Annotated in this window: 16 protein-coding genes and 2 tRNA genes; 1 reads left to right on the forward strand and 17 read right to left on the reverse strand. The window is 63.0% G+C overall.

What is annotated here, in order from left to right; all coding sequences use genetic code 11:
- Nucleotides 1-200: 200 nt before the first annotated feature.
- From rpsO to rlmE, 14 genes are all read right to left on the reverse strand, one after another.
- Nucleotides 201-470, reverse strand: a complete 270-nt coding sequence (gene rpsO, locus G7Z99_RS16470; protein WP_023629335.1) for a 30S ribosomal protein S15 — start codon at nucleotides 468-470, stop codon at nucleotides 201-203.
- 147 nt (nucleotides 471-617) lie between these two features.
- Nucleotides 618-1,535, reverse strand: a complete 918-nt coding sequence (gene truB, locus G7Z99_RS16475; RefSeq protein WP_181095653.1) for a tRNA pseudouridine(55) synthase TruB — start codon at nucleotides 1,533-1,535, stop codon at nucleotides 618-620.
- Between the two features lie 3 nt (nucleotides 1,536-1,538).
- Nucleotides 1,539-1,937, reverse strand: coding sequence for a 30S ribosome-binding factor RbfA (rbfA, locus tag G7Z99_RS16480; RefSeq protein WP_181095655.1), 399 nt, complete (start codon nucleotides 1,935-1,937; stop codon nucleotides 1,539-1,541).
- Between the two features lie 120 nt (nucleotides 1,938-2,057).
- Nucleotides 2,058-4,583, reverse strand: coding sequence for a translation initiation factor IF-2 (gene infB, locus G7Z99_RS16485; protein ID WP_181095657.1), 2,526 nt, complete (start codon nucleotides 4,581-4,583; stop codon nucleotides 2,058-2,060).
- Between the two features lie 27 nt (nucleotides 4,584-4,610).
- Entirely contained in the window at nucleotides 4,611-6,092 is a 1,482-nt protein-coding gene (gene nusA / locus G7Z99_RS16490; protein ID WP_181095659.1) for a transcription termination factor NusA, read from the reverse strand.
- Between the two features lie 59 nt (nucleotides 6,093-6,151).
- Nucleotides 6,152-6,610: a ribosome maturation factor RimP gene (gene rimP / locus G7Z99_RS16495; protein ID WP_060392482.1), complete on the reverse strand. Its 459-nt coding sequence runs from the start codon at nucleotides 6,608-6,610 to the stop codon at nucleotides 6,152-6,154.
- Nucleotides 6,611-6,738: 128 nt separating this feature from the next.
- Nucleotides 6,739-6,815 (reverse strand) — tRNA-Met (locus G7Z99_RS16500).
- Between the two features lie 98 nt (nucleotides 6,816-6,913).
- Nucleotides 6,914-6,999 (reverse strand) — tRNA-Leu (locus G7Z99_RS16505).
- An 18-nt stretch (nucleotides 7,000-7,017) separates the two neighbouring features.
- Nucleotides 7,018-7,416, reverse strand: a complete 399-nt coding sequence (gene secG, locus G7Z99_RS16510) for a preprotein translocase subunit SecG (protein WP_181095661.1) — start codon at nucleotides 7,414-7,416, stop codon at nucleotides 7,018-7,020.
- Nucleotides 7,417-7,420: 4 nt separating this feature from the next.
- Nucleotides 7,421-8,176 (reverse strand): triose-phosphate isomerase, encoded by a 756-nt coding sequence (tpiA, locus tag G7Z99_RS16515; RefSeq protein ID WP_181095663.1) that lies wholly within the window; start codon nucleotides 8,174-8,176, stop codon nucleotides 7,421-7,423.
- Nucleotides 8,177-8,253: 77 nt separating this feature from the next.
- Nucleotides 8,254-9,594 (reverse strand): phosphoglucosamine mutase, encoded by a 1,341-nt coding sequence (glmM, locus tag G7Z99_RS16520; protein ID WP_181095665.1) that lies wholly within the window; start codon nucleotides 9,592-9,594, stop codon nucleotides 8,254-8,256.
- A gap of 20 nt (nucleotides 9,595-9,614) precedes the next feature.
- The gene (folP, locus tag G7Z99_RS16525) at nucleotides 9,615-10,466 is read right to left on the reverse strand and encodes a dihydropteroate synthase (RefSeq protein ID WP_181095667.1); all 852 of its coding nucleotides are present in this window, start codon (nucleotides 10,464-10,466) and stop codon (nucleotides 9,615-9,617) included.
- 8 nt (nucleotides 10,467-10,474) lie between these two features.
- Nucleotides 10,475-12,388, reverse strand: coding sequence for an ATP-dependent zinc metalloprotease FtsH (gene ftsH, locus G7Z99_RS16530; RefSeq protein WP_181095669.1), 1,914 nt, complete (start codon nucleotides 12,386-12,388; stop codon nucleotides 10,475-10,477).
- A 218-nt stretch (nucleotides 12,389-12,606) separates the two neighbouring features.
- Nucleotides 12,607-13,230 (reverse strand): 23S rRNA (uridine(2552)-2'-O)-methyltransferase RlmE, encoded by a 624-nt coding sequence (gene rlmE, locus G7Z99_RS16535; RefSeq protein WP_181095671.1) that lies wholly within the window; start codon nucleotides 13,228-13,230, stop codon nucleotides 12,607-12,609.
- Between the two features lie 102 nt (nucleotides 13,231-13,332).
- Here rlmE and G7Z99_RS16540 point away from each other — a divergent pair, with 102 nt between their 5' ends.
- Nucleotides 13,333-13,641 carry a YhbY family RNA-binding protein gene (locus G7Z99_RS16540; protein WP_181095673.1) on the forward strand — a complete coding sequence of 103 codons (309 nt, stop codon included), beginning with the start codon at nucleotides 13,333-13,335 and terminating at the stop codon, nucleotides 13,639-13,641.
- A 13-nt stretch (nucleotides 13,642-13,654) separates the two neighbouring features.
- Here G7Z99_RS16540 and G7Z99_RS16545 read toward each other — a convergent pair whose 3' ends face one another.
- Genes G7Z99_RS16545 through carB form a run of 3 tightly spaced genes read right to left on the reverse strand, consistent with a single transcriptional unit; the run spans nucleotide 13,655 to nucleotide 17,782 of the window.
- The gene (locus tag G7Z99_RS16545; protein ID WP_181095675.1) at nucleotides 13,655-14,104 is read right to left on the reverse strand and encodes an MFS transporter; all 450 of its coding nucleotides are present in this window, start codon (nucleotides 14,102-14,104) and stop codon (nucleotides 13,655-13,657) included.
- Nucleotides 14,082-14,564 carry a transcription elongation factor GreA gene (greA, locus tag G7Z99_RS16550; RefSeq protein WP_181095677.1) on the reverse strand — a complete coding sequence of 161 codons (483 nt, stop codon included), beginning with the start codon at nucleotides 14,562-14,564 and terminating at the stop codon, nucleotides 14,082-14,084. The genes G7Z99_RS16545 and greA overlap by 23 nt, the downstream gene beginning before the upstream one ends.
- Nucleotides 14,561-17,782 carry a carbamoyl-phosphate synthase large subunit gene (gene carB, locus G7Z99_RS16555; RefSeq protein ID WP_181095679.1) on the reverse strand — a complete coding sequence of 1,074 codons (3,222 nt, stop codon included), beginning with the start codon at nucleotides 17,780-17,782 and terminating at the stop codon, nucleotides 14,561-14,563. The genes greA and carB overlap by 4 nt, the downstream gene beginning before the upstream one ends.
- Between the last annotated feature and the right edge of the window lie 37 nt (nucleotides 17,783-17,819).

A 17,819-nucleotide genomic window follows, 5' to 3' on the forward strand; every position in this document is an offset into this window, starting at 1 on the left:
TTGGGCAGTGCAGGGAATCGGCCCCGTCGACCGTCCAGATAAAACAAAAGGTTGGAAGCCTGGCCAACCGAGCGAAACATCGCTCGGCCAGACCAGACCGCCAACCTCTTCGACGAACATGACCTGTTCTCGTGCACCGCTGCCAGGCAGCGATGCTCAAGACCGCAACACGCCATGTACACCACGTGGCCGAGCCGCTATTAGCGACGCAGGCCCAGGCGACCGATCAGGGCGCTGTAACGGGTGGTGTCCTTGCCCTTCAGGTAGTCCAGCAGCTTGCGACGCTGGTTAACCATGCGGATCAGGCCACGACGCGAGTGGTGGTCTTTCTCGTTGGCCTTGAAGTGGCCTTGAAGCTTGTTGATGTTGAAGGTCAGCAGGGCAACCTGAACTTCCGGGCTACCGGTGTCGCCGGCGGCTTGCTGATAGTCTGCAACGATCTGAGCTTTTTCTTCGACGCTGAGGGCCATGTGGCTTCTCCTGATAAACGGATCCCGCACGCGGGGTCCAATAGGCCAGGGACGGAGCCCTGTATTAATGTAAGAGGCGTGACCGTGCCTATTGACAGCCATCCTCGATCCACGGGCGTTGGCCTGAGCCGCTGCCTGTGGCTTCGATCATTCCGATCGAATCAAGCGACGTGGCGCGATGCGCCCGTCTTCGCTCACTTCACCGATACCGATGAAGCGACCATCGTGATCCTGTACGCGCACCATGCCAAAGGCCGGTGCTTCCGGTGCCCTCACGGGCTGACCGTGCAGCCAGTAGAACGCACTGTGCTCCGACAACTGCACCAGCGGCCAGTCGAGCAAACCGCTGTCGGCAGGGAGCAGGAAGCGATCGAGCGCTTCGTGTCCACCTTCGGCATGGGCCTGTTCGAGTGCCTCGAGCGTCACCGTACGGGCCAGGTCGAACGGACCGGCCTGCGTACGCCGCAACTCGGCGACGTAGGCGCCGCAACCGAGCACTTCGCCGATGTCCTCGACCAGTGTGCGGATGTAGGTGCCTTTGCTGCAGCCGACCGACAGTCTGGCACGTGTGCCGTCGACGTCGAGCAGTTCCAGGTGGTTAATAGTAACAGAACGCGCCTCGCGCTCCACTACCTCTCCTGCACGTGCCAGTTTATACAACGGCTGGCCATCGCGCTTGAGCGCCGAGTACATCGGCGGGATCTGGCTGATCGGGCCACGAAACTGCGGCAGGGCCGCTTCGATCTCGGGCCGACCGGCGGTCACCTCGCGGGTGCGCAGCACCTCGCCTTCGGCATCGGCGGTGTTGGTGGTCTGGCCCAGTTGCATGACCGTCTCGTAGCCCTTGTCGGAATCGAGCAGGTACTGGGAGAACTTGGTCGCTTCACCAAAGCACAGCGGCAACACGCCGGTGGCCAGCGGATCGAGGCTGCCGGTGTGGCCGGCCTTCTCGGCGTTGAGCAACCAGCGCACCTTCTGCAAGGCCGCATTGGACGTGAAGCCCAGTGGCTTGTCGAGCAGGATGATGCCGCTGACGTTGCGGCGGATACGTTTGACCTGGGCCACCGCTTACTCCTCGGCGTCCGGCTTGTCGGCATCCTGGTGCTGACGGTCTTCGGCCACCGCGCGCTCGATCAGCGCCGACAGGTGGGCACCCCGGCCGATGCTCTCGTCGAAGTGGAAGTGCAACTGCGGGACACTGCGCAGGTTCATCGCGCGGCCCAGGTGCAGGCGCAGGAAGCTGGCGGCGCTGTTGAGCGCCTTGAGGGTCTGTGCCACGGTATCGGAACCGTCGGCACCCATGACGGTGATGAACACCTTGGCATGGCCCAGGTCACGGCTGACGTCGACGGCGGTGATGGTCACCAGGCCGACACGGGGATCCTTGACCTCGCGACGAATCAGGTCAGCCAGTTCGCGCTGCATCTGATCGCCGATACGTTGGGTACGGCTGTATTCTTTTGCCATCGTTGTTACCTGTCACTAAAGCGGCAAACGCCCGACCAGGCAAATGCCTGACCGGGCGCTGTTTCAGAACGCGATCGGACCACCCCGCAGGATGACCGCTCGCATTCCCTGGCACTTCGCTTAGAGCGTACGTGCCACCTGGACCTTCTCGAAGACTTCGATCTTGTCGCCGACCTTGACGTCGTTGTAGCTCTTGACGCCGATGCCGCACTCCATGCCCGAACGGACTTCGGCAGCGTCGTCCTTGAAGCGACGCAGCGATTCCAGCTCGCCTTCGAAGATCACCACGTCCTCGCGCAGTACGCGGATCGGACGGTTGCGGTAGACGGTGCCTTCGATGACCATGCAGCCAGCGATGGCGCCGAACTTCGGCGAACGGAACACGTCACGCACTTCGGCGACACCCAGGATGTTCTCGCGAACATCGCTGCCGAGCATGCCGGTCAGGGCCTTCTTGACGTCTTCGATGATGTCGTAGATCACGTTGTAGTAACGCATATCCAGACCTTCCTGCTCGACGATCTTGCGCGCACCGGCATCGGCACGCACGTTGAAGCCGAACAGCACCGCGTTGGACGCCAGCGCCAGGTTGGCGTCGCTCTCGGTGATACCACCGACACCGCCACCGACCACACGCACCTGGACTTCGTCGTTGCCCAACCCGCCGAGCGAGCCTTGCAGCGCTTCCAGAGAGCCGCGCACATCGGTCTTGAGCACGATGTTGAGGGTCTTCTTCTCTTCCTGACCCATGGTCTCGAAGATGTTTTCCAGCTTGCCGGCGTGAGCACGGGCCAGCTTGACCTCGCGGTACTTGCCTTGACGGAACATCGCCACTTCACGGGCTTTCTTCTCGTCGGCGACCACGGACAGCTCGTCACCGGCTTCCGGCGTGCCGTCCAGGCCGAGGATCTCGACCGGGATCGACGGGCCGGCTTCCTTCACAGGCTTGCCGTTCTCGTCGAGCATGGCGCGAACGCGGCCGTAGTTGGAGCCGCACAGGACCATGTCGCCCTGACGCAGCGTACCGTCCTGGACCAGGATGGTCGCCACCGGACCGCGGCCCTTGTCGAGGCGCGATTCGACCACGACGCCACGACCTGGCGCAGTCGGCGTGGCGCTCAGCTCGAGAATCTCGGCCTGCAGCAGGACGGCTTCGAGCAGTTCGTCGACACCGGTACCCATCTTCGCCGAGACCTTCACGAACGGCGTGTCACCACCCCAGTCCTCGGACGTCACGCCTTCGACGGACAGCTCGTTGCGGATACGGTCGAGGTCCGCACCTGGCTTGTCGATCTTGTTCACCGCCACGACCAGCGGGACGCCCGCTGCCTTGGCATGCTGGACGGCTTCGCGGGTCTGCGGCATGACGCCGTCGTCCGCTGCCACCACCAGGATGACGATGTCGGTGGCCTTGGCACCCCGGGCACGCATCGCGGTGAACGCGGCGTGGCCTGGGGTATCGAGGAAGGTGACCATGCCGCGGTCGGTTTCCACGTGGTAGGCACCGATGTGCTGGGTGATGCCACCGGCCTCGCCTGCGGCAACCTTGGCACGACGGATGTAGTCGAGCAGCGAGGTCTTGCCGTGGTCGACGTGACCCATCACGGTCACCACCGGTGCACGCGATTCGGTCTCGCCTTCGAACTTCAGCGATTCGGCCAGGGAGTCTTCCAGCGCGGTGTCGCTGACCAGCTTGACCTTGTGGCCCAGCTCTTCGGCGACCAGCTGCGCGGTTTCACGGTCCAGCACCTGGTTGATGGTGACGGGCGTGCCCAGTTTGAACATGAACTTGACGACTTCAGCGCCCTTGACCGCCATCTGCTGTGCCAGCTCGGAGACGGTGATGGTCTCGCCGAGGGTGACGTCGCGGACGATCGGACCGGTCGGGCTCTGGAAGCCGTGCTGGTTGCGCTTCTTGAGCTTGCCCTTGCCACCGCGACCGCGACGGAAACCATCGCTCTCTTCTTCGGTGGTGCGCGGCGCAGCGCGCGGCGTCGGAGCCTTCTCTTTCTCTTTGACCTTGACCTTCACCGACACGCGCGGCGCTTCGTTGCGGCGCTCGCCACGACGATCGTCCTCACGGGCACGCTCGCCACGACGGGCGTCGTCCTTCTTGCGCTCGGCAGCGCGCGCAGCGGCGTCTTCGGACGTCGGCGCGTTCGCCACGGGGGCAGCAGCAGCGGCCGGAGCCGGTGCCGGTGCAGCCGCTGGCGCAGCCTTGGGCGCTGCAGCCGGGTCGCGACGGGATTGCTCCTCGATGCGCTGACGGGAATCGGCGTTGGCCTTGGTGCGCGCGGCTTCTTCGGCGGCACGACGCTCTTCGAGCTCGCGCTTCTGCTCCGCCTGGATCTCTTCCTGGCTGCGCTGGACGAATACTTTCTTCTTGCGTACTTCTACGCTGATGCTCTTGCTACCGGCGACACGCAGGGTGCTGGTGGTCTTGCGCTGCAAGGTGATCTTGCGCGGCTCTTCCGCCTTGGCCTTGTGGCCACTTTTCAGGTGGTTCAGCAGAACCTGCTTTTCATTGTCGGTCACTACCTGACCGGCGTCGGTGTGCGGCAGACCTGCCTCACGCATCTGCTGCAGCAGGCGCTCTACCGGTGCTTCGACCTCTCGGGCCAGTTCTTTCACCGTGACTTGCGTCATGCACTTCTCTCCTCAGGCCGCGCCTAATTACTCGAACCAGTGGGCTCGGGCGGCCATGATCAACTTGCCGGCACGCTCTTGGTCGATGCCGTCGATGTCGAGCAGGTCGTCAATCGACTGCTCGGCCAGGTCTTCGCGGTTAACCACGCCGCGCACCGCCAGTTCCGCTGCCAGGTCGTCGTCCATGCCCTCGAGGGAGAGCAAGTCTTCGGCCGGGTGAGCGTCTGCCAGTTTTTCCTCGGTAGCGATGGCCTTGGTCAACAAACGATCCTTGGCACGAGCGCGAAGCTCGTTGACGATGTCTTCGTCAAAGCCGTCGATGTTGAGCATTTCTTCCAACGGTACGTAGGCAATTTCTTCCAGGCTGGTGAAGCCTTCGTCGACCAACACCTGCGCCAACTCTTCATCGACTTCCAGCTCTTCGATGAAGTTGCGCAGGATGTCGCCGGTCTCGGCTTGCTGCTTGGCCTGGATGTCCTTCTCGGTCATCACGTTCAAGGTCCAGCCGCTCAGCTGGCTGGCCAGGCGAACGTTCTGACCGCCACGACCGATCGCCTGAGCGAGGTTGTCCTCGGCCACGGCGATGTCCATGGCATGGGCATCCTCGTCGACGATGATGGCTGCGACTTCAGCGGGCGACATGGCGTTGATGACGAATTGTGCCGGGTTCTCGTCCCAGAGGACGATATCCACGCGCTCGCCACCCAGTTCGCCGGAAACGGCCTGGACGCGCGAGCCACGCATGCCGATGCAGGCACCTTGCGGGTCGATGCGCTTATCCTTCGAGCGCACTGCGATCTTGGCGCGCGAACCCGGATCACGGGACGCAGCCATCACTTCGATCAGACCCTCGGCGATTTCCGGGACTTCGATCCGGAACAGCTCGATCAGCATCTGTGGGGCGGTACGCGACAGGATCAGCTGCGGACCACGGTTTTCGGTACGGATTTCCTTGAGCAGCGCACGCAGGCGCACGCCGACCCGGAAGGTTTCGCGAGCGATGATGTCTTCGCGCGCCAGCAGCGCCTCGGCATTGTTGCCCAGGTCGACGATGACGTTGTCGCGGGTGACTTTCTTGACCGTACCCGAGATGATTTCACCGACGCGCTCGCGGTAGGCGTCGACGATCTGCGCACGCTCGGCCTCACGGACCTTCTGTACGATGACCTGCTTGGCGGTCTGGGCGGCGATGCGACCGAACTCGATGGACTCGATCTTTTCTTCGATCACGTCACCGACCTTGGCTTCGGGATGACTCTCCTGAATCTTGCTCGGCCAGACTTCAATGGCCGGATCGTCCAGGTCGTCTTCCTCGACCACGGTCCAGCGACGGAAGGTTTCGTAGCTACCGGTGTGGCGGTTGATTTCCACACGCAGGTCGACTTCGTCTTCAAAACGCTTCTTGGTCGCGGTGGCCAGGGCCACTTCCAGCGCCTCGAAAATGACGCCGGGCGGAACGCCCTTTTCGTTGGATACCGATTCAACAACCAGCAGTACTTCTTTGCTCATCGTACGCCTCGCCTTGCGCAAGCCTTCAGACCCGGAATCTCCGCCGGGCCAGGCACGTCTCAGTCAAAACTGGGAATGATATTGGCCTTGTCGATCGAATCGATCGGCAACAGGAACTCGTGGGTGTCTACCTGAACCACCACGTCCTGCTCCTCCACACCGCGGAGAAGGCCTTGGAAGTTACGCCGCCCTTCGAACGGCGTACGCAGTTTGATCTTCACTTGTTCGCCGGCATGCAGTGCGAACTGTTCAAGCGTGAACAATGGTCGATCCATGCCGGGAGAAGACACTTCGAGGGTATATTCGGAGCTGATTGGATCTTCTACATCCAGTACGCCACTGGCCTGACGGCTGACCGCTTCGCAGTCGTCCACCAGGATGCCGCCCTCTTTGTCGATGTAGATACGCAGGACCGAATGCTTGCCTTGGGAGATGAATTCGATCCCCCAGCATTGGTAGCCCAGACCCTCGACAACCGGGGCCAACAAGGCCTGCAACTGTTCTAGCTTGCTCGACACCTGAACCCCCTCGTGCATGCTGTGCAAATAAAAAATGGGCGAAGCGCCCATCCCTGATACGCCGTCGGACAACGGCGCTAAGACTGTTCAGCTAACAAAAAGCCCCTGTGAAGGGGCTCCGCTGACATTGGTTGCGGGGGCTGGATTTGAACCAACGACCTTCGGGTTATGAGCCCGACGAGCTACCAGACTGCTCCACCCCGCGTCAACGCTGGAGCGAAAGTATAAGACCGAACCCGCGAAGGGGTCAATCTGACCTCCACCTGCAAGAAAGCCCGCAACAGCGGGCTCTCATGCTTCAATTGGTACCGAGAAGGGGACTCGAACCCCTACACCCTATGGGCACAACCACCTCAAGGTTGCGTGTCTACCAATTCCACCACCTCGGCAATACTACATGAAACCTGTTACTTCTGCTCTTCAGCCGGAGGAGGTACATCACCCGCTTGAGGGGTTGTTGCGCTCTTCTGTTCTTGGAGCACCGGTACATCATCATTCAATACCGGTTTTTGTTGCTGCTGGACTTCCATGACCGCTGGATCTGGGAGACCGGCTTGAGAAAGCTCATGTGCTTTCTGCTTTGCGAAGTATCCTAACCCAAGTGCCGTCAAAAAGAAAGAGGCAGCAAGTATAGCAGTGATCTTACTCAGGAACGTTGCGGAGCCCTGACTACCGAAGACGGTATTCGAAGCACCTGCACCAAACGAGGCACCGGCTTCCGCACCTTTACCCTGTTGCAGCAACACCAGCGCAATAACCCCGATGGCACCCAACAGATGAAAAACGACTACGACTGTTTCCAGCATTTGTTCAGTTTCCTGCGGCGCGACAAATTGCACCGAATTCGTCTGCGTTCAGGGACGCTCCACCAATGAGCCCCCCATCGATATCCGGCATGCCGAACAACTCAACCGCATTGGCTGCCTTGACGCTGCCGCCGTACAGGATCTGTACGTTGGCGGCTACCTCGGCATCCTTTGCCGCCAGCTGGCTTCGGATCGCGGCGTGCACATCCTGGGCCTGCTGAGGCGTCGCCGTCAGCCCTGTACCGATGGCCCAAACAGGCTCGTAGGCAATGACCGCATTGGCAAAGGCCGTCACACCCAATGCATCGATGATGCTGCTCAACTGACGCCCGACCACTTCCAGCGTCTGGCCTGCCTCGCGCTCCTCAAGGGTTTCCCCAATACACAGCACTGGCTTCAAACCACTTTCCTGGGCGGCTGCAAACTTGCGATTGAGCACTTCGTCATCTTCGCCTATCAACTGGCGTCGCTCGGAATGCCCGATCAGGACAAGCGTGCAACCTGCATCGACCAGTTGAGCCGGTGATATTTCACCCGTCAACGCGCCTTGCCCAGGTTGTACCGCAGAATTCTGTGACCCTACGCGTATCCCCGTATCCTTCATACCTTCGACAACGCGATGGATGAACAGCTCAGGGGGGAATACCGCCACTTCGATGTTGCCCGGAAGGACCAGCCTGCTTAGGCCGGAGACAAGCTCAGCGACGCTGGCGCGGGTACCGTGCATTTTCCAGTTACCAGCTACCATGGGGCGACGCATGCTTTACCTCGTCGATCAAAGTGGGCGCAGATCTTATCCAAACGAATCCGCGCTGGCAAGCCTCTTTCATGCCTCTTTCACGCACATACCTCGGTGACCAGTCTGGCCAACGATTCGGCGTGCTTGCGGACCTGACCTTCGTCGTCGCCCTCGACCATCACCCGCACCAGCGGCTCGGTACCCGACTTGCGCAGCAGCACGCGACCACGGCCGGCCATGGCCTCGGTCGCCTGGGCGCTGGCCTGCTTGACCTCCGGGTGCTCCAGGGGATCGACGTCGCTGCCGGAGAAGCGCACGTTGATCAGCACCTGCGGGCACTTGCGCAGTGCCTGGCGGGCCTGGGCCAGCGTTTCGCCGCGGCGCTTGAGCGCCATCAGCACCTGCAGGGCGGCGATGATCGCATCCCCCGTGGTGGTGTGGTTGCAGCACACCACGTGCCCGGAGTTCTCGCCGCCGAGCTGCCAGTCGCGCTCTTGCAGCTCGGCCATCACGTAACGGTCGCCGACCTTGGCCCGTGCGAAGGGAATGCCCAGCTCGCCCAGGGCCAGCTCCAGCCCGAGGTTGCTCATCAAGGTCCCGACCACGCCGCCTTGCAGCTTGCCGCGCTCCTGCAGGTCGCGGGCGATGATGAACAGCAGTTCGTCGCCATCGACGATCGCACCGGTGTGGTCGACCATCAGCACGCGGTCGCCGTCACCGTCGAACGCGATGCCCAGGTCGGCATGCCCGACCAGCACGGCGGCCTGCAGCGATTCGATGTGCGTCGAGCCACAGCCTTCGTTGATGTTCAGCCCATCGGGCTGGGCATGCAGCACGGTGACATCGGCACCCAGCTCGCGGAACACGCTCGGTGCCACCTTGTAGGTCGCGCCATGGGCGCAGTCGACCACCAGCTTGAGCCCGGCGAAATCGGTGCTGCTCGGCACGCTGCTCTTGCAGAACTCGATGTAGCGGCCGGCCGCGTCGTTGATCCGCGAGACCTTGCCCAGCTTGCTCGACTCGACCACGGTCATCGGCTGGTCGAGCAACTCCTCGATCATCAGCTCGATGTCGTCGGGCAGCTTGACGCCCTGGCCCGAGAAGAACTTGATGCCATTGTCGTCGTGCGGGTTGTGCGAGGCACTGATGACGATGCCGGCTTCGGCGTGGAAGGTGCGCGTCAGGTAGGCGATGGCCGGCGTGGGCATCGGCCCCAGCAGCATCACGTCCGCGCCGGCCGCGGAAAGCCCGGCCTCGAGGGCCGACTCGAACATGTAGCCGGAGATGCGCGTGTCCTTGCCGACCAGCACGCGGCAGTTGCCCTGCTTGCGGAAGGCCATGCCTGCCGCCCAGCCGAGCTTGAGCATGAAGTCGGGGGTGATCGGGTATTCACCGACACGGCCACGGATGCCGTCGGTACCAAAGTATTTTCTGCTCATGACGAGGCTCCAGGGTTCTCTTATTCGGCGTTCTGCACTGCAGCGATCATGCGCACCACATCGACGGTCTCGTGCACATCATGGACACGAAGGATACGCGCGCCCTTGGCCATCGCCAAGGCAGCCAACGCCAGGCTGCCATAGAGTCGTTCATCGACCGATCGTTCCAGGGTCAGGCCGATCATGCTCTTGCGCGAGACGCCGACCAGCAGCGGACGCCCCAGGCGATGCAACGCCTCGAGGTGCTTGAACAGGCTCAGGTTGTGGGCCAGGGTCTTGGCGAAGCCGAACCCCGGGTCGAGCACGATGCGGCTGGCGTCGATACCGGCCACCGCACAGGCGGCCATGCGCGACTCAAGGTAGCGTGCCACGTCCTGGGTCACATCATCGTAGTGCGGGTCGTCCTGCATGGTGCCGGGCTCGCCGCGCATGTGCATCAGGCACACGGGCAGCCCGGTGGCGGCGGCGGCATCCAGCGCGCCGTCGCGCTCGAGCGCACGCACGTCGTTGATCAGGCCGGCGCCCAGGCGTGCCGCTTCGCGCATGACCGCAGGCGTGGAGGTATCGACCGAGACGATCACGTCCAGGTGGGCCGCGATGGCTTCGACCATCGGCGCCACGCGCTCGAGCTCTTCGGTCACCGACACGGCACGCGCACCCGGCCGGGTGGATTCGCCCCCCACGTCGATCAGCGTCGCACCGGCTGCCACCATGGCTTCGGCATGGCGCAACGCAGCGTCGCGGCGCGCGAACTGACCACCGTCGGAAAAGGAATCAGGGGTGACGTTGAGGATGCCCATGACATGGGTCTGGGACAGATCAAGAACCCGGTTGCCGCAAGGCAACCGGGTGGGGTACTGCTGAGAGCTCATAGGCGCCCTTAGTGTTGAGCGGCGGGGCCACCGATCGGGGACTCGGGACGGTCGCCTTGCGGCGCGGCCGGCGTACCGGACGGCCCGGCACCGTTGTTGTCCCAGTCACGCGGCTCGCGCGGGGTACGGCCGGCCATGATGTCATCGATCTGGTCGGCATCGATGGTTTCGTACTTCATCAGCGCTTCGGCCATGGCATCGAGCTTGTCGCGGTTTTCCGTGAGGATCTGGCGAGCTGTGTCGTAGCAGTGATCGATGATACTGCGCACTTCCGAGTCGATCAGCTTGGCGGTCTCACCCGAGACGCTGGTGTTCTGACCCGACGAACCACGACCCAGGAACACTTCGCCTTCTTCCTCGGCGTACATCAGCGGGCCCAGCTTCTCGGACAGACCCCACTTGGTGACCATGTTCCGGGCGATCTGGCTGGCCCGCATGATGTCGTTGGAGGCGCCGGTGGTGACACCGTCGAAGCCCAGGGTCATTTCCTCGGCGATCCGGCCGCCGTACAGCGAGCAGATCTGGCTGATCAGGGCACGCTTGGACAGGCTGTAGCGGTCTTCCTCGGGCAGGAACATGGTCACGCCCAGGGCACGGCCACGGGGAATGATGGAGACCTTGTAGACCGGGTCGTGCTCGGGCACCACACGGCCGACGATGGCATGGCCGGCTTCGTGGTAGGCGGTGTTCTGCTTTTCCTTCTCGGACATGACCATGGTCTTGCGCTCGGCGCCCATCATGATCTTGTCCTTGGCCAGCTCGAATTCCTTCATCTCGATCGTGCGCTTGCCGGAACGGGCAGCGAACAGGGCGGCCTCGTTGACCAGGTTGGCAAGGTCGGCACCGGAGAAGCCGGGGGTGCCACGGGCGATGACCGCCGCATTGACGTTGTCGCCGATCGGCGCCTTGCGCATGTGGACCTTGAGGATCTGCTCGCGGCCACGGATGTCCGGCAGCCCGACCACGACCTGACGGTCGAAGCGACCGGGACGCAGCAGTGCAGGGTCCAGCACGTCGGGGCGGTTGGTCGCGGCGATGACGATGATGCCGTCGTTCATCTCAAAGCCGTCCATCTCCACCAGCAACTGGTTGAGGGTCTGCTCGCGCTCGTCGTGACCGCCACCCATGCCGGCGCCACGGTGGCGGCCGACAGCGTCGATCTCGTCGATGAAGATGATGCACGGTGCGTGCTTCTTGGCCTGCTCGAACATGTCGCGCACGCGGCTGGCGCCGACACCGACGAACATCTCGACGAAGTCGGAACCGGAAATGGTGAAGAACGGCACTTTCGCCTCACCGGCGATGGCCTTGGCCAGCAAGGTCTTGCCGGTACCGGGCGGGCCGACCATCAGCACACCGCGGGGGATGCGACCGCCCAGACGCTGGAACTTGCCCGGGTCGCGCAGGAACTCCACCAGCTCGCCCACTTCTTCCTTGGCCTCGTCGCAACCGGCGACGTCAGCCAACGTGGTCTTGACCTGATCTTCGGAGAGCAGGCGCGCCTTGCTCTTGCCGAAGCTCATCGGGCCACCCTTGCCGCCAGCGCCGCCCTGCATCTGGCGCATGAAGAACATGAAGACCGCGATGATCACCAGGATCGGGAAGCTGGCCACCAGCAACTGGGTCCAGATGCTCTGCTGCTCGGGCTGCTTGCCTTCGACCACCACACGGTTGTCGACCAGGTCGCCGATCAGGCCGTTGTCGGCGATGGCCGGGCGAACGGTCTTGAAGTTGTCGCCATCGGTGCGCTTGCCCGTGATGACGGCGCCGTCGACGGTCACGCGCTCGACCTTGCCTTCCTTCACTTGCTGGATGAAGTCGGAGTAGTTGAGGGTCTGCGGCTCGTTCGGGCTGGAGAAGTTGTTCATCACCGTCACGAGGACCGCCGCGATGATCAACCACAGGATCAGGTTCTTTGCCATGTCGTTCAATTAGCTACCCTCTGAGGTCCGGCGCACGACGCGGCCGTGCCTCGCATGATATTCATCGGCGTAACTTACTACATTACCTACGCATCCGCAGGCGCCGTCTGTAACCCTTTGTGAAACTTAGCCTACACGAAGATCCGACAAGCCCGTCAGAAAACGCCGATTGGAATTAACTATCACTTGACCTGGCAGCGCCTGCCCTGCGGCACGCCCTACCCCTTCCAACCTCTGGCGAGCAGGTACTGCTCGCGGGAACGGTCCCGCGACGAGGACGGCTTGCGCATCTGCACCTTGTCGAACCTGCCACGCACGTCCTTGAGGTACTGATCGAAGCCCTCTCCCTGGAATATCTTGATCAGGAAATCGCCGCCAGGTTTCAACACGCGGCTGGCCAGGTCCAGCGCCAGCTCGCACAGGAACATCGCCCGTGGCATGTCGACCTCGGGGGTACCACTCATATTGGGGGCCATGTCGGAAATCACAAGGTCCACGTGGGAATCGCCGACCGCCTGCAGGATGCGTTCGAGCACCTCGTCCTGGGTGAAGTCGCCCTGGATGAAGGTCACGTCGGGGATGCTGTCCATCTCGAGGATGTCGGACGCGATCAGACGCCCCTGCCCACCGATCAGACGACTGGTCACTTGCGACCACCCGCCCGGGGCGGCGCCCAGGTCGATCACGCTCATGCCAGGGCGGATTAGCCGGTCCTTTTCCTGGATCTCCAGCAGCTTGTAGCTGGCGCGCGAACGGTAGCCGTCCTTCTGCGCCTGTTTGACGAAGGGGTCGTTGAAATGCTCTCTCAGCCAGTTATGGCTGCTTTTGGAACGTTGCGCCACGGGGCACCTCGATGATATGCGTCGTGATTGACTGGGCGGAGCCACGGGCCCTCGGGTAAAATGCCCGTCAATTTTACAGAATCAGACGAAAAGGGTCAGATTATGCCGCTCAATAACGAGCAGAAGAAGCAGTACAAGTCCATTGGTCATGACCTCAAGCCTGTCCTGATCGTCGCCGGCAATGGGGTGAACGAAGGTGTGGCGGCCGAATTGGAGCGCGCCCTGGCCGATCACGAGCTGATCAAGGTGGAGATCCGCTCGGAAGATCGTGAAGAGCGTGCCGCAGCCATCGCCGAACTGTGCAAGGTCGGCCGCGCCGAGCTGGTGCAGACCATCGGCAAGAAAGCCCTGATCTACCGCAAGAACCCGCAGCCGAACAAGCAGCTGTCGAACGTCCACCGCTACAAGTAAGCGGCGGCACCCGTCAGCGACGCGGCGTACGCGTCCTGACGGGGACGGGCTGGGCCACCAGCACGATGCCGGCAAAGCCCAGCGCCAGGAAGCAGATCATCTGCCACCGTTCACCGACGGCAATGCCGTAGCGCAGCGTGTAGTACGCCACGCAGGCAGTGAAGCCCAGCAACAGCATCTGCCCCCGGAACTGACGCCACCAGGCCGGCAGTCCGTCGACCCGCGCCAGCACCGCCAGCTGGATCATCAGCCCGAGCCACGCCACGCCGACCAGCCAGCGGTCGATCTGCGCGGCGACGTCCTGCACCAGCAACGGCGCCAGGCCGCTGACCTTCAGCGCCGGCACCAGCCCGACGTGGAACACCCACAGGCCGCCGACCCAGAAAACCTGGGCCAGCTGCCAGAGGATGCCCTCGAGGGACGGCGCCCGCAGGCGTCGGTCAGATGTGCTTGACTTCGACAATCTCGTACTCGACCGTGCCGTTGGGCGTCTTGACGACGGCTGCGTCCCCTTCGCTCTTGCCAATGATGGCGCGGGCGATCGGTGCGCTGCTGGACAGTTTGCCCTTCTTCACGTCGGCCTCGTCCTCGCCGACGATCTGGTAGGTCACCTGATCGCCGGTCTCGGTGTTCTCGAGCACCACGGTGGTGCCGAAGATGACCTTGCCGGTGTGGGCGATGGTGGTGACATCGATCACCACCGCGTTCTGCAGGCGGCCTTCGATGTCACGGATACGCGCCTCGACCATGCCCTGCTCTTCACGCGCGGCGTGGTATTCGGCGTTTTCTTTCAGGTCGCCCAGCTCGCGCGCTTCGCCGATCGCCTGACTCAAGCGCGGGCGCTCGGTCTTGCTCAGGAAGGTCAGCTCCTCTTCCAGGGCGCGGGCGCCCTGAACGGTCATGGGGTACTTGGTCATGCTCATGGTTTGAGTCCTGCGTGCAGATCCTGCAAGCGACGCACGGTCTTTTCCGGACCGAACTTCAACGCTTCGCAGATGGCTTCACCCGCGGCAATGGTCGTGGTGCAGTAGATCTTGTGCTGCAGCGCGTTGCGGCGGATCGAGTAGGAGTCAGCGATCGACTGACGGCCTTCGGTAGTGTTGATGATCAACGATACTTCGTCGTTCTTGATCATGTCGACCACGTGCGGGCGACCCTCGGTCACTTTGTTGACACGGCGCACCTTCAGACCGGCCTGCTCGATCACCTTGGCGGTGCCGGCGGTGGCCACGATCTCGAAGCCCAGGCCGATCAGGTCACGGGCCACGCCGGCGACTTGCGGCTTGTCGTCGTCACGCACGCTGATGAAGGCGGTGCCACCGGTCGGCAGCACTTCGCTGGCGCCCATCTGGGCCTTGGCGAAGGCTTCGCCGAAGCTGTCGCCGACGCCCATCACTTCACCGGTGGATTTCATCTCTGGGCCGAGGATCGGGTCCACGCCCGGGAACTTGGCGAACGGGAAGACGGCTTCCTTGACGCTGTAGAAGTTCGGGATGATCTCTTCGGTGAAGCCCAGCTCCTTGAGCGTCTTGCCGGCCATGACCCGCGCGGCGATCATCGCCAGCGAAGTGCCGATGCACTTGGAGACGAACGGCACGGTACGCGAGGCGCGCGGGTTGACTTCGATCACGTAGATCTTGTCGCCCTGCAGGGCCAGCTGCACGTTCATCAGGCCGACCACGCCCAGCTCCAGGGCCATCTTGCGCACCTGCTCGCGGACTTCGTCCTGGACCTCCTGGCTCAGCGAGTACGGTGGCAGCGAGCAGGCCGAGTCACCGGAGTGAACGCCGGCCTGTTCGATGTGCTGCATGATCGCGCCGATCACCACGTCGGTGCCGTCACAGACCGCGTCCACGTCCATCTCGATGGCGCAGTTGAGGAAGTGGTCGAGCAGGACCGGGCTGTCGTTGGAAACCTGCACCGCTTCGCGCAGGTAGCGCTTGAGCTCGTCCAGCTCGTAGACGATCTCCATGGCGCGACCGCCCAGCACGTACGAAGGACGCACCACCAGCGGGTAGCCGATGTCGCCGGCGGCACGAATGGCTTCGTCCTCGCTGCGCACGGTGGCGTTCGGCGGCTGCAGCAGGTTCAGGCGCTGCACCATCTGCTGGAAGCGCTCGCGGTCTTCGGCGCGGTCGATGGCGTCCGGGCTGGTGCCGATGATCGGTACACCGGCCTCTTCCAGGGCGCGTGCCAGTTTCAGTGGGGTCTGGCCACCGTAGTGGACGATGACGCCCTTGGGTTTTTCGACGCGGCAGACTTCCAGCACGTCTTCCAGGGTCAACGGCTCGAAGTACAGGCGGTCGGAGGTGTCGTAGTCGGTCGACACGGTTTCCGGGTTGCAGTTGACCATGATGGTTTCGTAACCATCGTCACGCAACGCCAGGGCCGCGTGGACGCAGCAGTAGTCGAACTCGATGCCCTGGCCGATGCGGTTGGGGCCACCGCCGAGGATCATGATCTTGTCGCGCGTCGACGGGTTGGCCTCGCACTCTTCCTCGTAGGTGGAGTACAGGTACGCGGTGTCGGTGGCGAACTCGGCGGCGCAGGTGTCGACGCGCTTGTAGACCGGCAGGACGTCCAGCTTGTGACGATGGCGACGCAGGTTCTTCTCGGTGATCCCGAGCAGTTTCGCCAGGCGCTGGTCGGAGAAGCCCTTGCGCTTGAGGCGACGCATCAGGTGGGCGTCGATGTCGGCCAGACCCAGGGTCTTGACCTTGTCCTCGTCCTTGATCAGGTCTTCGATCTGCACCAGGAACCAGTGATCGATGCTGGTCAGGGCGAAGATTTCGTCGCGGGTCATGCCGGCACGGAAGGCGTCGGCCACGTACCAGATGCGCTCGGCGCCCGGCACGGTCAGCTCGCGCTTGAGGGTGCTGGCAGCTTCCGGGCTGGCCAGGTCGACTTTCGGGTCGAGGCCGCAGGCACCGACTTCCAGGCCGCGCAGTGCTTTCTGCAGGGACTCCTGGAAGGTCCGGCCGATGGCCATGACTTCACCCACGGACTTCATCTGGGTGGTCAGGCGGGCGTCGGCCTTGGGGAATTTCTCGAAGGCGAAGCGTGGCAGCTTGGTGACGACGTAGTCGATCGACGGCTCGAACGAGGCCGGAGTGCGGCCGCCGGTGATGTCGTTCTGCAGCTCGTCGAGGGTGTAGCCGACGGCCAGCTTGGCGGCGATCTTGGCGATCGGGAAGCCGGTGGCCTTGGAGGCCAGCGCCGACGAACGCGACACGCGCGGGTTCATCTCGATGACGACCATGCGGCCGGTGTCCGGGCAGATGCCGAACTGCACGTTGGAGCCGCCGGTCTCGACACCGATCTCACGCAGCACCGCCAGCGAGGCGTTGCGCATGATCTGGTATTCCTTGTCGGTCAAGGTCTGGGCCGGGGCGACGGTGATGGAGTCACCGGTGTGCACGCCCATCGGGTCGAAGTTCTCGATCGAGCAGACGATGATGCAGTTGTCCTTCTTGTCGCGGACCACCTCCATCTCGTATTCCTTCCAGCCGATCAGCGATTCGTCGATCAGCAGTTCCTTGGTCGGCGACAGGTCCAGACCACGGGCGCAGATCTCTTCGAACTCTTCACGGTTGTAGGCGATGCCACCACCGGTGCCGCCCATGGTGAAGGACGGACGGATGATGCACGGGAAGCCCAGGCGCTCGAGCACCGCGTTGGCTTCGTCCATGCTGTGGGCGATGCCGGAACGCGGGCACTCCAGGCCGATGTCCTTCATCGCCTTGTCGAAGCGTGAACGGTCTTCGGCCTTGTCGATGGTGTCGGCGTTGGCGCCGATCATTTCCACGCCGAACTGCTCGAGCACGCCGTGGCGCTCCAGGTCCAGGGCGCAGTTGAGGGCGGTCTGGCCACCCATGGTCGGCAGCAGCGCGTCAGGACGCTCCTTCTCGATGATCTTGGCCACCGACTGCCACTTGATCGGCTCGATGTAGGTGGCGTCGGCCATCGACGGGTCGGTCATGATGGTGGCCGGGTTGGAGTTCACCAGGATGACGCGGAACCCTTCCTCGCGCAGGGCCTTGCAGGCCTGGGCGCCGGAGTAGTCGAATTCGCAGGCCTGGCCGATCACGATCGGGCCAGCGCCGAGAATCAGGATGCTTTTGATGTCTGTACGTTTTGGCATGGTTGTCACTCAAATCCGCGGGTCAGTCGGCAAGCCG

Source organism: Pseudomonas entomophila, assembly GCF_013523165.1.
In the GTDB taxonomy this organism is placed as follows: Bacteria; Pseudomonadota; Gammaproteobacteria; order Pseudomonadales; family Pseudomonadaceae; genus Aquipseudomonas; species Aquipseudomonas entomophila_A.

Excerpts from the sequence above, each read along its gene's own strand:
- rpsO (WP_023629335.1), bottom strand. The coding sequence starts at position 470 with ATGGCCCTCAGCGTCGAAGAAAAAGCTCAGATCGTTGCAGACTATCAG.
- rbfA (WP_181095655.1), bottom strand. The coding sequence starts at position 1,937 with ATGGCAAAAGAATACAGCCGTACCCAACGTATCGGCGATCAGATGCAG.
- infB (WP_181095657.1), bottom strand. The coding sequence starts at position 4,583 with ATGACGCAAGTCACGGTGAAAGAACTGGCCCGAGAGGTCGAAGCACCG.
- nusA (WP_181095659.1), bottom strand. The coding sequence starts at position 6,092 with ATGAGCAAAGAAGTACTGCTGGTTGTTGAATCGGTATCCAACGAAAAG.
- secG (WP_181095661.1), bottom strand. The coding sequence starts at position 7,416 with ATGCTGGAAACAGTCGTAGTCGTTTTTCATCTGTTGGGTGCCATCGGG.
- tpiA (WP_181095663.1), bottom strand. The coding sequence starts at position 8,176 with ATGCGTCGCCCCATGGTAGCTGGTAACTGGAAAATGCACGGTACCCGC.
- glmM (WP_181095665.1), bottom strand. The coding sequence starts at position 9,594 with ATGAGCAGAAAATACTTTGGTACCGACGGCATCCGTGGCCGTGTCGGT.
- folP (WP_181095667.1), bottom strand. The coding sequence starts at position 10,466 with ATGAGCTCTCAGCAGTACCCCACCCGGTTGCCTTGCGGCAACCGGGTT.
- ftsH (WP_181095669.1), bottom strand. The coding sequence starts at position 12,388 with ATGGCAAAGAACCTGATCCTGTGGTTGATCATCGCGGCGGTCCTCGTG.
- G7Z99_RS16540 (WP_181095673.1), top strand. The coding sequence starts at position 13,333 with ATGCCGCTCAATAACGAGCAGAAGAAGCAGTACAAGTCCATTGGTCAT.
- greA (WP_181095677.1), bottom strand. The coding sequence starts at position 14,564 with ATGAGCATGACCAAGTACCCCATGACCGTTCAGGGCGCCCGCGCCCTG.
- carB (WP_181095679.1), bottom strand. The coding sequence starts at position 17,782 with ATGCCAAAACGTACAGACATCAAAAGCATCCTGATTCTCGGCGCTGGC.